The following is a 15,901-nucleotide window of genomic DNA, read 5'->3' as shown; positions in this document are numbered from 1 at the left end:
GCCCCAGGCGCACCGCCGGGGGTGTGAACCGAATGAAGCGGCGGTCGCGGATTCGAACCGGTAACGTCTGCAGACCGTGCAGATCGGTGGGCTGTTGCAGCAGCGGCTGCGGATTGCCGCTCTGGCGTTGGGCAGCCTGGCTGCCGTCGCGATGGGCATCGTGGGCTGCAGCAGCGTCACCGAAGGCACCGCACGCGTCGACGCGGGCGAAGCGCCGGTCTACCGGGCGTCGGTGTCGGCCTCGATCGAAGAGTCGGTCTCGAGTTCACGCGCGCAGGAATCGGCGCGTCAGACGTCGCTGACCAGGGCGGCCGTCCGCTCCTCCTGCGAAGCGCTGAGCTCGAGCAGCGTCGATGCGGTCACCGCGGTCAACGACTACGTCGACGCGTTCAACCAGAACTCCGCCGACGTCATCGTCAAGACCGCACCGGCGATCGACGCACTCAACCACAGCGCCGACCTGGTCGCGCGCAGCGTGTCCGACCCGTTGACCCCGGAGTTGAAGGACGCGCTGCACGCGTGGGTGGACGCGGCAAGGGGTGTGGCCACCGCGATTGAGGGCAATTACGGGCCCGTCGAGTTCAACGCGGCGATCACCCGGCTCAACGATACGAAGACCTCGGCGCTGAACCTGTGCGATGCCGCATACTGACGCAATACGGTGCGGATTCGACGAAAGTGACGCCACGCGCCTGCAAACGCAGCCCGCCGTGCGACGATAGGTCGAATGCGCATGGCGCGCCCGAGTTGGCTGAAGGAGGACCACGGTGGTCGCGGCGGACAACGCCTCGAGCTACGCCCGCAGACTGGGCATCCAAAAAGATCAGGTTGTGCAGGAGTTGGGCTGGGACGAAGACACCGACGACGACATCCGGGCCGACATCGAAGAGGCGTGCGGTAGCGAGCTGCTCGATGAGGACGCCGATGAGGTCATCGATGTCGTGCTGCTGTGGTGGCGCAACGATGACGGCGACCTCGTGGACCGGTTGATGGACGCCATCACCCCGCTGGCCGACGACGGCGTCATCTGGGTGGTCACGCCCAAGACGGGTAAGCCTGGCCATGTGCAGCCTGCCGACATCGCCGAGTCCGCGCCCACGGCGGGGCTGATGCAGACGTCGTCGGCCAACCTCGGCAACTGGATCGCCACCCGGTTGGTGCAGCCGAAGTCCAAAGCCGCCGGTCGGAGGTGACGATGCTGGAGGTTGGCACCGAGGCGCCGGACTTCACGCTGAAAGACCAGAACGGTCAGTCCGTCACGCTGAGCAGCTTCCGGGGCGAAAAAGACGTGGTGCTGGTGTTCTTCCCGTTGGCGTTCACCGGCATCTGTCAGGGCGAACTGGACGAGATCCGGGATAACCTGCCCAAATACGAGAACGACGACACCGCGGTGTTGGCGATCTCCGTCGGCCCGCCGCCCACCCACAAGATCTGGGCGACGCAAAGCGGTTTCCTGTTCCCGGTGCTCTCGGACTTCTGGCCGCACGGCGCGGTGGCGCAGGCCTACGGCGTCTTCAACGACGACGCGGGTTTCCCCAACCGCGGCACGTTCGTGGTGGACCGTTCCGGCGTCATCCGGTTCGCCGAGATGAAGGAGCCGGGAGAGCCGCGTGACCAGTCGGTGTGGACCGAGGCGCTGACCTCGTTGCGGGCCGGCTGAATTTCCTGTCGCGCGAGGTCGGCGTGTAGCTTGCCTTCGCAGGGGCGCGTAGCTCAGTGGTAGAGCTCTGGTTTTACACACCAGCGGTCGGCGGTTCGATACCGTCCGCGCCCACCAGGTCTCGACGGGATCAGACCGCGATCGCCCCGACGGCATCGGGCACGGTGAGACCGACGTCGCTGTAGGCCCGCCGAACCGCGGCCAGTTCGTCGGCGTCGAACCCGAGCGCTTCGGCCTCGGCGACCACGGCCGTCGCCGCCTGGGTGAACGACGCACCCGGGGTGAGCCGGTACAGCGAGCCGTAGAACACCCGAGCCCAGACCTCGTCCGACACGTCGGCGGTGTCGACGTCGGTCATCATCCGATACGCCGCGTGGCTGAAGATCGTGCTGTTGCGGTGCGCGCTGCCGCCTGGCACGAACTCGCTGAAATGCGCGGTGCCGCCCAACGATTGCGGATCGGCGAGGTTGCGGATCGCGCATCCGTGTGTCCGCGGTGACGCGCACCCGTAATCCTCGGCGATCAGCCATCGCTCCGGGCCGGCTTTGCCCTCGATCAGAGTGCCCAGGATGTCGGAGTAGGCCTCCTCCAGCGCCAATGACTGTGCGTCCTGGCCGAGAATCTCGCCGTGCCGGCCCTTGACGACGCTGTCGATGACGGCGTGGGTGTACTCGTGCCCGACGATGTCCAGCGCGCCTTCGAAGTCGTGTCCGAACACGAACACCTCGTGCGTCCGATACCAGTACGCATTGTTGAAGACATGGGAGATGACCGTGACGGCGACCGGCGCGCCGGTGTCGTCGAACGAGTGGTGTTCCAGCGTGCCGACATAGAAGTCGTACACCACGGCCATGTTGGCGTGCGCGGACACCGCCGACGGATCCCATCCCGACGCCAGCACCACGATGTCGCCGGGCGGGTCGACCGGATAGTGCACGTTGCCGGACAAATAGGTGACCGCGGTGTAGGTGGTGATCTCGCGGGTCGTATCGGTCAGGAAATGCTCGTCGAGCTCGGCGCTGTATCCGCCGGCGAACACGCGGGGCACGCCGTGCAGGTCGGCCGCGGTGTAGACGGTCGGGATGATCAGCGTGGTCACGTAGGTGGTGGTGGTCTGGAAGGCCGGAAGGCCGACGCGATCAAGGACATTGGCGACGCCGGTCTCGATGCGCCGGTACAGACCCCAGATCGCATCCAGTGCCGGGACCAACGGGTTGGGCGAGGAACCGGCGGCGTCCGGGTTGAACCCGAACAGGCCCAACACGCCCAGCGTCACGGTCCGGAACACGTTGGGGCGCACCGTGCGCTCGGTGATGACATCGACGACCAGCGTGACCGGCTCGGGGTCGGCCAGTGCGACGGGCTCGGCGTCGGTGACCTCGGCCCCGGTGACGACGGCCGAGTCGGTTTCGGTCGACGGCGGAGTCTCGTCGCTGTCCTCGGACGGGGCGGGCGGCACCGCCAGTGCGCGCGTCGTCGATGCGGCGGCCAGCGGCAGCGACGAGTCGCGACGCGCGGTTGCCGCCGGTTCGACGGCCTCGGCCGCCGGAGCCTCGGCCTCGGTTTCGAACTCCGTGTCGTCGTCGATGGGCTCAGTAGTGTCGTCGATGGGCTCGGTAGTGTCGTCGGACACGGCGGCCGACGCGGGCAGCGTGAGGGTCTCGGTGAGCGACTCGGCGTCGGGTACCTCTGCGACGTCCGGTGTCGCGGCCGCCTCATCGAAACCGGAGTCAGTGTCGGCGCCGGTGTCGGTGTCGGTGTTGGTGTCGCTGCTCGAGGTTCCGGTATCGGTCGAGTTGTCCGGTGCGGCCACTGCCACGCCCGGCCCGAACATCAGCGCTACGCTCAGCCCTGCCGTCGCCGCGCCGACGCGGACCCACCCACGGTGCTGCTCGTCGGCCATCTTGCTTCCCCGCCCCTTCGACTGTCGCCAGCAAAGACGGTAACACCGGGCGCAGGCCCGCGGGGCGATTGGGCTGACGCGTTCGATAATTTGCTGAGGCGCGTTCCGTGCGGTGCTACACCACCCGGCGTCCGCTGCGCGCCCGCATCCGCATGTCCCACAGGTACAGCTGGTAGCCCAGCAGCCACACCTCGCGCGGCACCACCCGATCCGTGATCCGAAGCAGGGTAAGCAGCTTTTCGAACCGGCGTTGCTGACCGGCCGTCCAGTGCAGCTGCATGTGCTCGTGGAACTCCGCGGGCAAAAACCCCGTCGTCGCGAATAGGTTGAACTTCCCGGCGAGCAACCGCAGCGGCGCGGGCAGCATCGCCATCGCCGCGACGCCGTGCAGGTGCTCGCGCACCGGCTCGTCGATGCGCAGTTCGTCCAACGACCGCTTCCAGTACTCCTCGAAGGCGGCCCGGTCCGGCGGCCACATGTCCGCGCCGACCTGCAGCGTCGTGCCGAGCTTTCTGGCGTCGCGGTACACGGCGTCCGCGGCGTCGTCGTCGAGCGGCCCGTACAGAAACTCGTGCTGGTCGACGTAATAGCGGTACAGACAGGCCGCCACCCACAGCTGCAGCCGCGGGTCGAACGCCCGGTACGACACCGGACTTGATTTCGTCGACCGCACCATCGCGTGCACACGGTCGACCTCGCGGCGGATCAACTCGCGGTCGGCCTTCGTGCCCATCGTCGCCACCGCCAGGTACGTCCCGGTCGTGCGTGCCCGTTTGAACGGACGCTTGTATACGTTGCCGCTGTCCACCGGGCTTTCCAACACCCCGTACCCCACCGCCGGCAGCGCCAATTGCATGATCACGTTCGCCGCAGGCAGCAATGCCGCCGCCGGATTGATCAGATCGATGACACGCGTCGGTCGCCGCGGTGGTCCCAGCCTCACGCCTTCGAGTGAACCACTTTGTGAGACGCTCCCGAAGTGTTTGCGTCGACGATTTGGGGGCTCGCGGCGGGCTGTATCGCCGATCGGCTGCTGGCTGACCCGCGCCGTGGCCATCCGGTGGCGTTGTTCGGCCGCGGCGCAGCGGCTTTGGAGCGCACAACATATGCCGACTCCCGAACCGCCGGCACCCTTCACACCGGCGCGCTGCTGGGCATGCTCGGCGTGCTGGGTTTGGCCGTCGACCGCGCAGGCGCGCGTCGGGGCCCGCTCGGCCGCGCCGCGGTGACGGCGGCTGCGGTGTTCGTCGCGCTCGGCGGCACGTCGCTGACCCGCACCGGTCGCACCATGGCGGATCACCTGCAGGGCGGCGATCTGGATGCGGCCCGGCGGCTGCTGCCGTCGCTGTGCGGCCGTGACCCGGCCGTCCTCGACGCCTCCGGGCTGACCCGGGCGGCGTTGGAGTCGGTCGCCGAGAACACCTCCGACGCCCATGTCGCGCCGCTGTGGTGGGCCGCGATCGGCGGGGTGCCGGCGGTGCTGGTCTACCGTGGGGCCAACACGCTCGACGCCATGATCGGCAACCGGTCTGCTCGATATGCCCGGTTCGGTTGGGCGGCAGCGCGATTCGACGATCTGATCAACTACCAGGCCGCACGTGCCACGGCAGCGCTGGTCGCGGTGTGCGCGCCGGTGGTGGGCGGCTCACCCGTCGGCGCGGTGCGCAGTTGGCGGCGTGACGCAGCGCGACATCCCAGCCCGAACGCGGGTGTGGTGGAGGCGGCCTTCGCCGGCGCGCTCGGCGTGCAGTTGGGCGGTCCCACGCAGTACGCCTACGAGTTGGAGATCCGCCCGACGCTCGGGGAGGGCCGTGCGCCTGAGGTCAGCGACCTCGCGCGGGCGGTGCGGTTGTCGCGGGCCGTGCAGGTCGCCGCCGCCGGGATCGCGCTCGCGTTCAGCGCCGTCGGCCCGCGCGTTCAGCGCCGTCGGCCATAGCGGTCGGCGAGCTTGTCCTCTGTGCTGACGGGCGCATCCGGCGCCGCGGCCACAGCGTCGCGCGCCTCCTTCTCCCGCCTGCGTTGCCGCACTTCGGCATACACGAAATAACCCAGCCCGATCGGGGCGATGATGCCGAACGTGATCCACTGGATGCCGTAGGACAGAAACGGTCCGGCATCCAGGTGCGGCAGAGCCAGTTCCCCGAGCCCGCCCGGTTGGTCCCCGGTGAGCTGCAGGTACGAACCGGTCAGCGGAATCCCGGTCAGCTGTGAGATCTGGTCGACGTTGATGGAATACACCTGCTGCGTGCCGTCCTGACGCATGGGTTCCTTACCGCGGGCCAACCCCTCGGAGTCACGTAACCGCGCGACGATCGTCACCTCGTCCGCGGGAACCGGCGGGATCTCCGGCACCCCAGACGCCTCGACCGGCCGCACGTAGCCCCGGTTGACCAGCACGGTCGGGCCGTCGGCGACGGCGAAGGGCACCAACACCTCGAACGCCGGTTCGCCCTCGACCACCCGCAACCGCGCCAACACCTGCGCCTCGGGCAGATATCGTCCGGTGGCCGTGACCAGACGCCATTGCTCGTCTGGAGCCGCCGAATCCTGTTCCGGCAGAAGCGATATCACCGGCACCGGATCGGCCCTCAACGACTGGGCGATCTGGGCGTTCTCGCGTGACGTCTTGGTGTTCTTACCCAGTTGCCACGGCGCGAGCACTGTGAAGCACAGGTATGCGAACGCGATCACCACGACGAACAACGCCAGCCATTGCGGCCGCAACAGAAATGCCCAGCGTCGCATCAGCTTGCGATCCCTCGAGCGGTCAGTTGTTCGTCCACCCACGCGTGCAGGCCCGGCAGCGACGACTCGATCACGCGGAACACCTCTTCGAAGTCGTCATGGTCGCCGTAGTAGGGGTCTTCCACGTCGAGGGCATGGGCACCCGAACGCGGATCGAACGAGCGCAACATCCGGATCCGTTCCTCGGGTACGCCGAGTTCTCTGAGGATGCGCACGTGGTTACGGCCCAGCGCGATGACCAGATCGGCCGACATGTGGTCGTCGTCGACCTGGGCGGCGCGATGCGCCGTCGGATAGCCGTGGTTGCGCAGCACATGGCTGGCCCGGCGGTCGGCCGGCGCACCCGCGTGCCAGCCGCCGGTCCCCGCGCTGGTCACCCGAACCGCCTCGGACAGGCGGCGTTCGCTGATCTGGTGGGCGAACATCTTCTCCGCCATCGGCGACCGGCAGATGTTGCCGGAACAGATGAACGTCACGTGCAGCAGGTCAGACACCCAGCACCTCGCGCAACTCGTCGACGTTGGACACGTGGGCCCGCGCGGCCGGGCTGTCGGGGTCGTCGAAATCCCCGCGGCCGTAACCCCATCCGACCACCACGGTGTCGATGCCGTGTTCAGCGGCGCCTTCGACGTCATGGGAGCGGTCGCCGACCATCAGGACACGTTCGGGCAGTGGGGTCAGTTGGGCCACCGCGTGCGCGACCACGTCGGCCTTGGTCGCCCGGGAGCCGTCGACGCTGGCGCCGGCGATCACCTCGAAGTGGTCGTCGAGGCCGAAGTGGGCGAGGATGCGCTGCGCCGTCGGTTCGGCCTTGGAGGTGGCCACGGCCATGCGCACGCCGGCGGCCCGCAGATCGGCCAGCAGCGCGGGGATGCCGTCGAACACCCGGTTGATCGCCCACCCCCGGGTCCGGTAATCGGAGCGGTAGGCCGCGATCGCGGCGTCGGTCTGATCGCCGAGACCCATCTCCCGCAGCGTGTGGTGCATCGGCGGGCCCACCACCATGCTGGCAAGGTCCCCGTCGGGTACGACGGCGCCGATCGAGCCCAGCGCATGGCGGAAGCTCGAGACGATGCCCTTCGCCGAATCGGTCAGGGTCCCGTCGAGATCGAAGATCACCAGATGCGGGCGGGTCGCCGCAGCGGTGTGGTCCAACATGTCGGTCACGGCACCATTCTCCCCGATCACAGAAGTACGCTGCCCGGCGCACTAGGGTCGTGTTGTGGCGAGTCCATATCCGGGTGCGACGCGTGCGGGCGCCCGCTACCACGGCGATCAGGCCGCGGCCCCCGGCATGCTCGACTTCGCCGTCAACGTCCGCACCGACGAGCCTCCGACCTGGCTCGTTGACCGCCTGGCGGCTCGGTTGCCCGAACTCGGCCGCTATCCGAGCGCCGCCGACGAGCAGCGCGCAGTCACCGCCGTCGCCGCTAGGCACGGGCGCAGTGCCGACGAGGTCGCGCTGCTTTCCGGGGCGGCCGAGGGGTTTGCGCTATTAGCGAACCTGCGGCCGCGGCTGACCGCGCTGATCCAGCCGTCGTTCACCGGACCTGAAGCCGCGCTGGCCGCAGCCGGGCTGCCGTTCGAGCACGTCGTGCTCGCCCCGCCGTTTCACCTGTCCGACGGCCCGGTGCCCGACGAGGCCGACCTCGTCATCGTGGGCAATCCGACCAATCCCACGTCGGTGCTGCATACCCGCGAGCGCGTCCTGGCGCTGCGTCGCCCGGGCCGACTTCTGGTGGTTGACGAGGCGTTCGCCGACGCGGCCCCCGGCGAGCCGGCGTCGCTGGCGGGCCAGTCGCTGCCCGATGTGGTGGTGCTGCGCAGCCTCACCAAGACGTGGGCCTTGGCCGGGCTGCGGGTCGGCTATGCGCTGGGCGCGCCCGACGTGCTCGACCGGATGACCGCACGACGGCCGCACTGGCCGCTGGGCACGCTGCAACTGGAGGCCATCACCGCGTGCAGCGCGCCGGAGGCGGTGGCTGAGGCGCAACATGCGGCCCGCCGGCTGGTCGGGCTGCGCGCCGAGATGGTGTTCGGCTTGGCTAGCATCGGCGTCGATGTCGTCGATGGATGCGCCCCGTTCGTCCTGGTCTCGGTCGGTGATGCAGCGTTGACGCGAAAGCACCTGTACAGCAAAGGAATTGCCGTGCGCCGCTGTGACACTTTCGTCGGTCTGGATGGTCAGTACCTGCGCGTGGCGGTGCGTCCCGAATGGCCGGTGCTGGTCGACGCGATGGTTGAGGTGCTGCGGTGAGCGTGCGCCTAACCGACATCATCGACGTGCTCGACGCGGCCTATCCGCCTTCATTGGCGCAGGACTGGGATTCGGTGGGTCTGGTGTGTGGTGATCCGGCCGAGTCGGTCGAGGCGGTCACCGTCGCGGTCGACGCGACCGCCGCCGTCGTCGCTGAGGTGCCCGAGGACGGCCTGCTGCTCGCGCACCACCCGCTGTTGCTGCGCGGGGTCGACACCGTGGCCGCCAGCACCGCCAAAGGTGCCCTGATTCACCAGATGATCCGGACCCGCCGGGCGCTGTTCACCGCGCACACCAACGCCGACACGGCGTCACCGGGGGTCTCCGACGCGCTCGCGGAGGTACTGGGCCTGACCGTCGAGCAGGTCCTCGCGCCCACCTACACCGGGCCCGACCTGGACAAGTGGGTGGTGTTCGTCCCCGTCGACGACGCCGACGCGGTGCGCCTGGCGATGTTCGACGCCGGCGCCGGACGGATCGGCGACTACTCGCACTGCAGTTGGAGTGTGGCGGGAACCGGCCAGTTCCTGCCGCACGACGGCGCGTCGCCGGCGATCGGCAGCGTGGGCACCGTCGAACGCGTTTCCGAGGACCGCATCGAGGTGATCGCGTCGGCCGCGCGTCGCGCCGACATCCTCGCCGCGCTGCGCTCAGCCCACCCCTATGAGGAGCCGGCGTTCGACATCTTCACCCTCGCGCCCATTCCCGGCGACGTCGGCTTGGGTCGGATCGGGGTGTTGCCGAAGCCGGAGCCGTTGTCGGCGTTCTTTTCTCGGGTGCGCGAGGCGCTGCCTGCCACGTCGTGGGGCATCCGGGCCTGTGGCGACTCAGACACGCAGGTGTCACGGGTGGCGGTGTGCGGGGGAGCGGGCGACTCGCTGCTCGACGTCGTCGCGGGCGCCGATGTGCAGGCCTACGTCACCTCCGATCTGCGCCACCACCCCGCCGACGAACACCAGCGCGCATCCGATGTGGCGCTCGTCGACGTGGCGCACTGGGCCAGTGAGTACCCCTGGTGCGGTCAGGCCGCAGCGCTGTTGCGTGACCAATTCGGCGACGCGCTCGCAGTGCGCGTGTCGGCGATCCGAACCGATCCGTGGAATGTCGAGAGAACGAGTCATGAAAGCTGAAGTAGCGCAACAACGTTCGTTGCTTGAATTGGCCGAGCTCGACGCCGGGCTGAACCGGATCGAGCACCGGGCCAAGAATCTGGCCGAGCAGCAGCGCCTCGAAGAGGTCCAGACGACGCTGCAGGAGGCCAACGACAACCTCGCCGCGCTGCAGCTGGCGATCGACGACCTCGACGAGCAGATCGCAAAGTTCGAAACAGAGATCGACGGCGTGCGTCAGCGCGAGGACCGCGACCGCCGCCTGCTCGCCGACGGCAGCGTGGACGCCAAACAGCTCACCGAGTTGCAGCATGAGTTGCAGACGTTGGAGCGTCGGCAGACCGCGCTGGAGGACTCCCTGCTGGAAGTGATGGAACGGCGCGAAGAACTGCAGCGCGACCAGGCGGCCGCGCTGGCAAGGATCGACGAGCTGCAAAGCGAGCGAAGCGATGTGCAGAAAGCCTGCGACGACGCCCGCACCGAGATCGACCAGCAGCGCCACCAGAGCCTTTCGCGCCGAGACGAACTGCTCGCGCAGTTGGATCCCGATCTGGCCGCGTTGTACGAGCGCCAACGGGAGCGCAGCGGCGCGGGCGCCGGTCCTCTGCAGGGACGTCGTTGCGGCGCCTGCCGGATCGAGATCGACAAGGGTGAACTGGCACGTATTTCCGCCGCAGCAGAAGACGACGTGCTGCGCTGCCCGGAGTGCGGAGCGATCCTGTTGCGGCTCAACGGAGCGAGCGCGTGAAGGTCATCGTCGAGGCCGACGGCGGGTCCCGCGGCAATCCCGGACCCGCGGGCTATGGGACGGTCGTGTGGTCGCAGGACCGCGCCACGATGCTCGCCGAAAGCAAGCAGGCGATCGGCCACGCCACCAACAACGTCGCCGAGTATCGCGGGCTGATCGCCGGTCTGGAGAAGGCTGCGGAACTCGGCGCTTCCGAGGTCGAGGTCCACATGGACTCCAAGCTGGTGGTCGAGCAGATGGCGGGCCGGTGGCGCGTCAAGCATCCTGATCTGGCACCGCTACACCAGCAGGCCACGGCGCTGTCGACACAGTTCGACCGCGTCAGCTACGAGTGGATCCCTAGGGCGAAGAATTCACACGCCGACCGGTTGGCCAACCAAGCGATGGATGCCGCCTCAGGAATCGAAAACCCTACGGCGCCAGCCAACGTCGCGACGCAGACGTCCCCGGCAGGTTGGACCGGTGCGCGCGGTGAGCCGACCCGGCTTCTGCTGCTTCGGCACGGCCAGACCGATTTCTCTGCGCAGCGACGCTATTCCGGGCGCGGCAACCCGGCGCTGACCCAGGCCGGGCGCCGGCAGGCCGAACTCGCCGCGCAGTACCTGGCGAACAAAGGCGGTGTCGACGCCGTCGTCACCTCGCCGCTGCAACGTGCGTACGACACCGCAGCGGCGGCGGCCAAAGCCCTCGGCCTCGATGTCGTCGTCGACGACGACCTGATCGAAACCGACTTCGGCGCGTGGGAAGGGCTGACGTTCGTCGAAGCGTCGCAGCGCGATCCGGAGCTTCACCGGCGATGGTTGCGGGACACCTCGGCGACACCGCCCGACGGGGAGAGCTTCGACAACGTGGCCCAACGCGTGCACCGCGCCCAGAACCGCCTCGTCGCCGAGAACGGCGGACAGACCCTGCTGGTGGTGTCGCATGTGACACCGATCAAGACGCTGCTGCGGATGGCGCTGGATGCCGGACCCAGCATCCTTTACCGGCTGCACCTGGATTTGGCGTCGTTGTCGATGGCCGAGTTCTATCCCGACGGTGCGGCATCCGTACGACTGGTCAACCAGACGGACTATCTGACCTCACTCGTGTAGGTGCAGACGTTCGCCGTGCAGGCCGAAGATGGTGATGGCTTCCACGGGTCCGTCGACCACGCCGAACCAGTGCGGTGTCCACGTCGAGAATTCCACTGCCTCACCGGGTTTGACTATGAAATCACGAGCACCCAGGATCAAGCGCAGCTCCCCGGATAGCACGTACATCCAATCCTGGCCTTCGTGCACGGGCAGTTCGTCGGGCGGTGTGCGGCGCCGCCCGCTGATCCGAATCTTGTAGGCGTGCAGGCCGCCCGCGGCCTGGCGGGTCAGCGGCCAGTATGTGATGTTGTGGTGGGTGTGAGAACTGGTCCGTACGCGCGGATCGGGCGCCTCGGGCTCGCGCAGTAGTTCGTCGGTACTCACCGAGAGCGCCGCGGCCAGGCGGGGGAGATGGTCGAGCGCCAACCGCCGCTTACCCGACTCCAGCCGGCTCAGCGTCGACACGTCGATATTGGACCGGGTAGCGACGTCTTCGAGTGTCAGCCCGTGCTGTGTCCGCAGTTCGCGCAGCCGGCGTCGTACCCGGACGTCGACGCTTTCCTCCACTTTTGCCTCCATAGCAAACGAGCTTGGCATTATGGCCGCAGGTCTGCAAGGTGGTTTTCATGGATACGACATGGGACTGCGTGATCGTGGGCGGCGGATCGGCCGGCCTGAGCGCCGGTTTGGTGCTTGGCCGGGCGCGTCGGCGCACGCTGTTGGTGGACGCCGGGTCTCAGAGCAATCTGCCCGCGCACGGAATTGGAGGCCTGCTGGGCCACGACGGACGCCCACCTGCTGAGCTGTACGCCATGGGCCGCGGTGAACTCTCGGCCTATCCGAGCGTCGAGCTTCGCGACGGTGAGGTCACCGCGGCACAGCGGGTCGACGACCAGTTCGTTGTGCAACTCGCTGACGGTCGACGCGAACGGGCGCGTCGGATACTGCTGGCCGGCGGCATGGACTATCGCCCACCCGATCTGCCCGGCCTGGCCCAACTGTGGGGACGATCGGTGTTCCACTGCCCGTTCTGCCACGGCTGGGAAGTGCGGGACCAGCCGTTGGCGGTGTTGGGGCGCGGGGAACGCGCGGTCCATTCGGCGCTGCTGCTGCACGGCTGGAGCGACGATATCGTGGTGCTGACCGACGGGCCCAGCGACCTCGACGACGCCGACCAGACTCGGCTGTCCGCGGCCGACGTCGGTGTCGACGAACGGCGGGTCGCCGAACTCGCCTCGGAGAACGGCGAATTGACAGCCGTCGTATTCACCGACGGATCCCGGCTGGCGCGCAGGGGCATGCTGGTGGCCACGACGCTTCATCAGCGCTCAGCGCTGGCTGAACAATTGAGCGTCGAATTCGGCGGCCCCACACCGATTTCTGTCGATCCCGTTGCGGTGGACGCGTTGTACCGCACCACCGCACCCGGTGTGTTCGCGGCGGGTGACCTGAGCGCACAGATGCCGCAAGTGGCCGCCGCGGTGGCAAGCGGTTCATTGGCGGCGGCTGCAGTGGTGCAGAGTCTTGTCGCCGACCAGCACGGTCTGGCTGTTCCAGGAGGGAGTCAACATGTCAACGCCTGACGCAAAAACCCATTGGGAAGAGCACTACGGCGAACGTAACCGGGTCTGGAGTGGACGGGCCAACGCCCGCCTCGTCGAGGTCGCTGAATCGCTAAAGCCCGGCCGAGCCCTGGATCTGGGCTGCGGTGAGGGTGGCGACGCGCTGTGGCTGGCTGAACGCGGTTGGCGCGTCGTAGGCGTCGATATCTCCGAAACCGCGCTGCAACGCGCGGTAGCCGACGCCGAGGAGCGGGGAGTCAGCGATCGCGTCGAGTTCCGTCAAGCGGACCTGCCGGAACAGTTTCCGGACGGCACATTCGATTTGGTGTCGGCGCAGTTCCTGCACTCCACGCTCCCGCTCGATCGTCCTCGGATCTTTCGACGGGCGGCTGATGCGATCCGCCCCGAGGGACTGCTGCTGATCGTCGACCACGGCGGCCCGCCGCCCTGGGCGTCGAAACTGCACCATCACCACGACTTCCCCAGCGCCAAAGAGGTGTTCGCATCGCTGAATCTGCCTGAGGCGCAGTGGGAGTCGCTACGGGTTGAATCGGCCGAGCGGGAGGCGTCGGGTCCCAGCGGCGAAACGGGCACGTTGGTCGACAACATCATCCTGCTGCGGCGACGCGCTTCCGACGCGTGAGGACGAGCGGTTGACCGTCGGTGATCGCGACGGTGTGTTCGCTGTGGGCGGTGCGCGATCCATCGGCTGATCGCAGGGTCCAACCGTCGGCGTCGTAGATGATCTTGTCGGTGCCGGCGGCGAACCACGGCTCGAGGGCGAGCGTGAGGCCGGGACGCAGTTTGAGCCCACGGCCCGCGCGACCGACGTTGGGCACATGCGGATCTTCGTGCATGGTGCGGCCGAGCCCGTGGCCGCCGAAGTCGGTGTTCACGCGGTAGCCGTAATCTGCTGCCACGGAACCGATCGCCGCGGAGATGTCGCCCAACCGGTTTCCGGGCAGTGCCGCCGCGATACCCGCCGAGAGGGCCTGTTCGGTGGCCTCGATGAGTCGTTGGTCCTCGGGTCGGGAAGTGCCGACGATGATGCTGCGCGCGCAGTCGGCGACCCAGCCGTCGATGGATACCGCGATGTCCATGCTGAGCAGGTCACCGTCGGCCAGCACGTAATCGTGTGGCAGCCCGTGCAGCACAGCGTGGCGCCGCGCTTGGCGATCAGTGCTCGTGCGCGGTCTTCCAGCTCGAGCAGGTTGACGCCGGGGCGAGCGCGATCGGAGAGTTCGTCGAGCAGCTCGGCGAGGAAGGCGCCGGTGACGGCCATCGCTTCCACTTCGCGCGGTGTCTTCAACTCGACCATCGGCTGGCCCTCCTCTGCAAGGTAAGCGGTATGAAAATACCAGCCTAGCGGGAGTGGCCGGTATTTTCATACCGGGGAGGCGGTAAGCTGGCCCCATGGTCCGTGTCCCGTTGACCGCAGAGCAGCTGGCCGCCGGCAAGCGCATCGGCGAGCGGCTCCGGCAGGCCCGCGGCGATCGCACCTTAGCGGAAGTGGCTGAGGCGGCGGCGATTTCACCGGAAACACTGCGCAAGATCGAGACGGGCCGGCTGCCGACGCCGGCGTTCACCACCATCGCGGCCCTGGCCCGCGTACTTCCGTTGTCGCTGGACGAGCTCGCCGATGTAGCCGCCGAACGGCGCCCCAGCCCTTAGGCTCACCTCGAGACTCTGGTTTCCCTTGTTTTGCCAAAGCGACCGTAGGAGATTGCGAGCCGATGAAGAAACCACCGATAGGGACGACGGCGGGACTTTTTGCCGTCACTCTGAGCCTTGGGCTCGTGGGCTGTGGTTCCAGCACCGACACCGCAGCCACGACGACGCCGACGTCGGCCGAAACCACTGCTGCTACAACCACAACGACTCCAGCAGCCGACGAGCCGGACACGATCAACGACTACATCGTCGAGAACGATATTGCCGAAACGCCGATCAAGCCTGGGGAGCCGGGAACCCCGAACGTCGATTTCCCGCTTCCGCCGCAATGGCGCGACGCCGGCGACGCGACGCCGGACTGGGCCTACGGTGCCATCCTCTACGACCATCCGACGGATCCCAACAATCCGCCCGATTTGTATGCGATTGCCTCCAAGCTCACCGGAGACGTCGACGCGGCGAAGATCCTCGAGCTCGCCCCTCAACAGCTGCGGGAGATGGCCGAATTCAAGCCATTGGGAGAACCGGAGAAAACTGCTTTGGGTGGCTTTGAAGCCATTTCATTCGCCGGCACCTATATGAACGAAGGTCAGGAGCGATTCGTCGCCCAAAAGACGGTCGTCATGCCGGCAGCCGATGGTCTTTTCGTCCTGCAGCTGAATGGCGACAGCCTCGCGAGCGAACAGAACGTGGTGCTCGACGCCGCGGATGTGATCAATGAACAGACGACCATCACCTTGCCGCAATGACCGCCGACCACCGAACCGACGCGGCGCGCTTTACCGATGGAGAAGCATCAATATGAAAATCCGAGCCACGGCTGCAGGGTTCCTGCTGGCCTCGGTGTGCAGTGCCGTGCTGATGGCATCGTCTCTGCTCACTGCGCCAGCCGCGCAAGCGCAGTGTACGGCTGGTGAGCAGTGGGATCCGCGCACCCGGATCTGCTGGCCGCATTCACAGGACACACTTGGCGTTACTGGGACGGGTGGCTGGTGTAAGCCGGGCAGGATCGGACTATGCATCGCGGCCTGGGAGAACTCGGTTCGTCCGGGGGCAGCGCTCGAGCCCACTCCTCCGCCGGGGCCTGCGCCGCGCTCGACTTGGCCTCGCGGCTGACCCCGGCTGCACTCGCCGACGCATCGATCTTGGCCGCAAATTCGTCGTAGGCCG

The 15,901-nt window shown here is 67.7% G+C and carries 19 protein-coding genes, 1 tRNA gene and 1 pseudogene; 13 read left to right on the top strand and 8 right to left on the bottom strand.

The features are described from left to right. The first annotated feature begins 76 nt into the window (after window positions 1-76). The 4 genes from ABQE44_RS23845 (at window position 77) to ABQE44_RS23830 (ending at window position 1,777) form a co-directional block, all read left to right on the top strand. Window positions 77-652: an Rv2240c family protein gene (locus ABQE44_RS23845; protein ID WP_448395184.1), complete on the top strand. Its 576-nt coding sequence runs from the start codon at window positions 77-79 to the stop codon at window positions 650-652. A gap of 115 nt (window positions 653-767) precedes the next feature. Beyond that, window positions 768-1,193, top strand: coding sequence for a DUF3052 domain-containing protein (locus ABQE44_RS23840; RefSeq protein ID WP_448395183.1), 426 nt, complete (start codon window positions 768-770; stop codon window positions 1,191-1,193). Window positions 1,194-1,195: 2 nt separating this feature from the next. Beyond that, window positions 1,196-1,660 (top strand): peroxiredoxin, encoded by a 465-nt coding sequence (locus tag ABQE44_RS23835; protein ID WP_448395182.1) that lies wholly within the window; start codon window positions 1,196-1,198, stop codon window positions 1,658-1,660. A 42-nt stretch (window positions 1,661-1,702) separates the two neighbouring features. Next, window positions 1,703-1,777, top strand: a tRNA-Val gene (locus tag ABQE44_RS23830). A 13-nt stretch (window positions 1,778-1,790) separates the two neighbouring features. Here the strand turns inward: ABQE44_RS23830 and ABQE44_RS23825 are convergent. Next, window positions 1,791-3,563 carry a M4 family metallopeptidase gene (locus ABQE44_RS23825; protein WP_448432280.1) on the bottom strand — a complete coding sequence of 591 codons (1,773 nt, stop codon included), beginning with the start codon at window positions 3,561-3,563 and terminating at the stop codon, window positions 1,791-1,793. A gap of 115 nt (window positions 3,564-3,678) precedes the next feature. After that, window positions 3,679-4,506 carry an oxygenase MpaB family protein gene (locus ABQE44_RS23820; RefSeq protein ID WP_448432278.1) on the bottom strand — a complete coding sequence of 276 codons (828 nt, stop codon included), beginning with the start codon at window positions 4,504-4,506 and terminating at the stop codon, window positions 3,679-3,681. 36 nt (window positions 4,507-4,542) lie between these two features. Between ABQE44_RS23820 and ABQE44_RS23815 the strand changes: the two genes are divergently transcribed. Further along, the gene (locus tag ABQE44_RS23815; RefSeq protein WP_448432276.1) at window positions 4,543-5,499 is read left to right on the top strand and encodes a cobalamin biosynthesis protein; all 957 of its coding nucleotides are present in this window, start codon (window positions 4,543-4,545) and stop codon (window positions 5,497-5,499) included. Here the strand turns inward: ABQE44_RS23815 and ABQE44_RS23810 are convergent. Genes ABQE44_RS23810 through ABQE44_RS23800 form a run of 3 tightly spaced genes read right to left on the bottom strand, consistent with a single transcriptional unit; the run spans window position 5,481 to window position 7,466 of the window. Next, window positions 5,481-6,308 carry an SURF1 family cytochrome oxidase biogenesis protein gene (locus tag ABQE44_RS23810; protein ID WP_448432274.1) on the bottom strand — a complete coding sequence of 276 codons (828 nt, stop codon included), beginning with the start codon at window positions 6,306-6,308 and terminating at the stop codon, window positions 5,481-5,483. The genes ABQE44_RS23815 and ABQE44_RS23810 overlap by 19 nt on opposite strands. Next, window positions 6,308-6,802, bottom strand: coding sequence for a low molecular weight protein-tyrosine-phosphatase (locus ABQE44_RS23805; protein ID WP_448432272.1), 495 nt, complete (start codon window positions 6,800-6,802; stop codon window positions 6,308-6,310). Before ABQE44_RS23805 ends, ABQE44_RS23810 begins: the two co-directional genes overlap by 1 nt. Next, window positions 6,795-7,466 (bottom strand): HAD-IA family hydrolase, encoded by a 672-nt coding sequence (locus ABQE44_RS23800; protein WP_448432347.1) that lies wholly within the window; start codon window positions 7,464-7,466, stop codon window positions 6,795-6,797. The genes ABQE44_RS23805 and ABQE44_RS23800 overlap by 8 nt, the downstream gene beginning before the upstream one ends. A 136-nt stretch (window positions 7,467-7,602) precedes the next feature. Here ABQE44_RS23800 and cobC point away from each other — a divergent pair, with 136 nt between their 5' ends. Genes cobC through ABQE44_RS23780 form a run of 4 tightly spaced genes read left to right on the top strand, consistent with a single transcriptional unit; the run spans window position 7,603 to window position 11,516 of the window. Beyond that, the gene (cobC, locus tag ABQE44_RS23795) at window positions 7,603-8,565 is read left to right on the top strand and encodes an Rv2231c family histidinol phosphate aminotransferase CobC (RefSeq protein ID WP_448432345.1); all 963 of its coding nucleotides are present in this window, start codon (window positions 7,603-7,605) and stop codon (window positions 8,563-8,565) included. Next, a complete protein-coding gene (locus ABQE44_RS23790) occupies window positions 8,562-9,695 on the top strand; it encodes a Nif3-like dinuclear metal center hexameric protein (protein WP_448432270.1) in 1,134 nt (377 codons plus the stop codon). Before cobC ends, ABQE44_RS23790 begins: the two co-directional genes overlap by 4 nt. Continuing rightward, entirely contained in the window at window positions 9,685-10,422 is a 738-nt protein-coding gene (locus ABQE44_RS23785) for a zinc ribbon domain-containing protein (RefSeq protein WP_448432268.1), read from the top strand. The genes ABQE44_RS23790 and ABQE44_RS23785 overlap by 11 nt, the downstream gene beginning before the upstream one ends. Continuing rightward, a complete protein-coding gene (locus ABQE44_RS23780) occupies window positions 10,419-11,516 on the top strand; it encodes a bifunctional RNase H/acid phosphatase (protein WP_448395174.1) in 1,098 nt (365 codons plus the stop codon). The genes ABQE44_RS23785 and ABQE44_RS23780 overlap by 4 nt, the downstream gene beginning before the upstream one ends. On the opposite strand, the gene ABQE44_RS23775 is transcribed toward ABQE44_RS23780, so the two are convergent. Next, window positions 11,505-12,077, bottom strand: coding sequence for a type II toxin-antitoxin system RelB family anti-toxin (locus tag ABQE44_RS23775; RefSeq protein ID WP_448395173.1), 573 nt, complete (start codon window positions 12,075-12,077; stop codon window positions 11,505-11,507). The two genes, ABQE44_RS23780 and ABQE44_RS23775, sit on opposite strands and share 12 nt — an antisense overlap. A gap of 47 nt (window positions 12,078-12,124) precedes the next feature. Here ABQE44_RS23775 and ABQE44_RS23770 point away from each other — a divergent pair, with 47 nt between their 5' ends. Both ABQE44_RS23770 and ABQE44_RS23765 read left to right on the top strand, forming a co-directional pair. Then, window positions 12,125-13,081: an NAD(P)/FAD-dependent oxidoreductase gene (locus ABQE44_RS23770; RefSeq protein ID WP_448432266.1), complete on the top strand. Its 957-nt coding sequence runs from the start codon at window positions 12,125-12,127 to the stop codon at window positions 13,079-13,081. Further along, window positions 13,068-13,703 (top strand): SAM-dependent methyltransferase, encoded by a 636-nt coding sequence (locus ABQE44_RS23765; RefSeq protein WP_448395171.1) that lies wholly within the window; start codon window positions 13,068-13,070, stop codon window positions 13,701-13,703. The genes ABQE44_RS23770 and ABQE44_RS23765 overlap by 14 nt, the downstream gene beginning before the upstream one ends. Here the strand turns inward: ABQE44_RS23765 and map are convergent. Then, window positions 13,669-14,378 (bottom strand): annotated as a pseudogene (gene map, locus ABQE44_RS23760) (type I methionyl aminopeptidase). The gene ABQE44_RS23765 and the pseudogene map overlap by 35 nt on opposite strands. 95 nt (window positions 14,379-14,473) lie before the next feature. Here map and ABQE44_RS23755 point away from each other — a divergent pair. Both ABQE44_RS23755 and ABQE44_RS23750 read left to right on the top strand, forming a co-directional pair. Next, the gene (locus tag ABQE44_RS23755) at window positions 14,474-14,731 is read left to right on the top strand and encodes a helix-turn-helix domain-containing protein (protein WP_448395170.1); all 258 of its coding nucleotides are present in this window, start codon (window positions 14,474-14,476) and stop codon (window positions 14,729-14,731) included. A 62-nt stretch (window positions 14,732-14,793) separates the two neighbouring features. Further along, a complete protein-coding gene (locus ABQE44_RS23750; protein WP_448432264.1) occupies window positions 14,794-15,480 on the top strand; it encodes an envelope biogenesis lipoprotein LpqN in 687 nt (228 codons plus the stop codon). A gap of 224 nt (window positions 15,481-15,704) precedes the next feature. Here ABQE44_RS23750 and ABQE44_RS23745 read toward each other — a convergent pair. Next, window positions 15,705-15,901 (bottom strand): hypothetical protein (locus ABQE44_RS23745; RefSeq protein WP_448432262.1); only part of this gene is annotated, 197 nt, incomplete at its 5' end.

The organism is Mycolicibacterium sp. XJ2546, from assembly GCF_053483195.1.
Note: the sequence above shows the minus strand (reverse complement) of the source record. Positions and strands in the feature narration are given on the sequence as shown.

Coding starts and splice junctions, on each gene's coding strand:
- ABQE44_RS23835 (WP_448395182.1), top strand. CDS start 1,196: ATGCTGGAGGTTGGCACCGAGGCGCCGGACTTCACGCTGAAAGACCAG.
- ABQE44_RS23825 (WP_448432280.1), bottom strand. CDS start 3,563: ATGGCCGACGAGCAGCACCGTGGGTGGGTCCGCGTCGGCGCGGCGACG.
- ABQE44_RS23810 (WP_448432274.1), bottom strand. CDS start 6,308: ATGCGACGCTGGGCATTTCTGTTGCGGCCGCAATGGCTGGCGTTGTTC.
- ABQE44_RS23800 (WP_448432347.1), bottom strand. CDS start 7,466: ATGTTGGACCACACCGCTGCGGCGACCCGCCCGCATCTGGTGATCTTC.
- cobC (WP_448432345.1), top strand. CDS start 7,603: ATGCTCGACTTCGCCGTCAACGTCCGCACCGACGAGCCTCCGACCTGG.
- ABQE44_RS23785 (WP_448432268.1), top strand. CDS start 9,685: ATGAAAGCTGAAGTAGCGCAACAACGTTCGTTGCTTGAATTGGCCGAG.
- ABQE44_RS23775 (WP_448395173.1), bottom strand. CDS start 12,077: ATGGAGGCAAAAGTGGAGGAAAGCGTCGACGTCCGGGTACGACGCCGG.
- ABQE44_RS23770 (WP_448432266.1), top strand. CDS start 12,125: ATGGATACGACATGGGACTGCGTGATCGTGGGCGGCGGATCGGCCGGC.
- ABQE44_RS23765 (WP_448395171.1), top strand. CDS start 13,068: ATGTCAACGCCTGACGCAAAAACCCATTGGGAAGAGCACTACGGCGAA.
- ABQE44_RS23755 (WP_448395170.1), top strand. CDS start 14,474: ATGGTCCGTGTCCCGTTGACCGCAGAGCAGCTGGCCGCCGGCAAGCGC.
- ABQE44_RS23750 (WP_448432264.1), top strand. CDS start 14,794: ATGAAGAAACCACCGATAGGGACGACGGCGGGACTTTTTGCCGTCACT.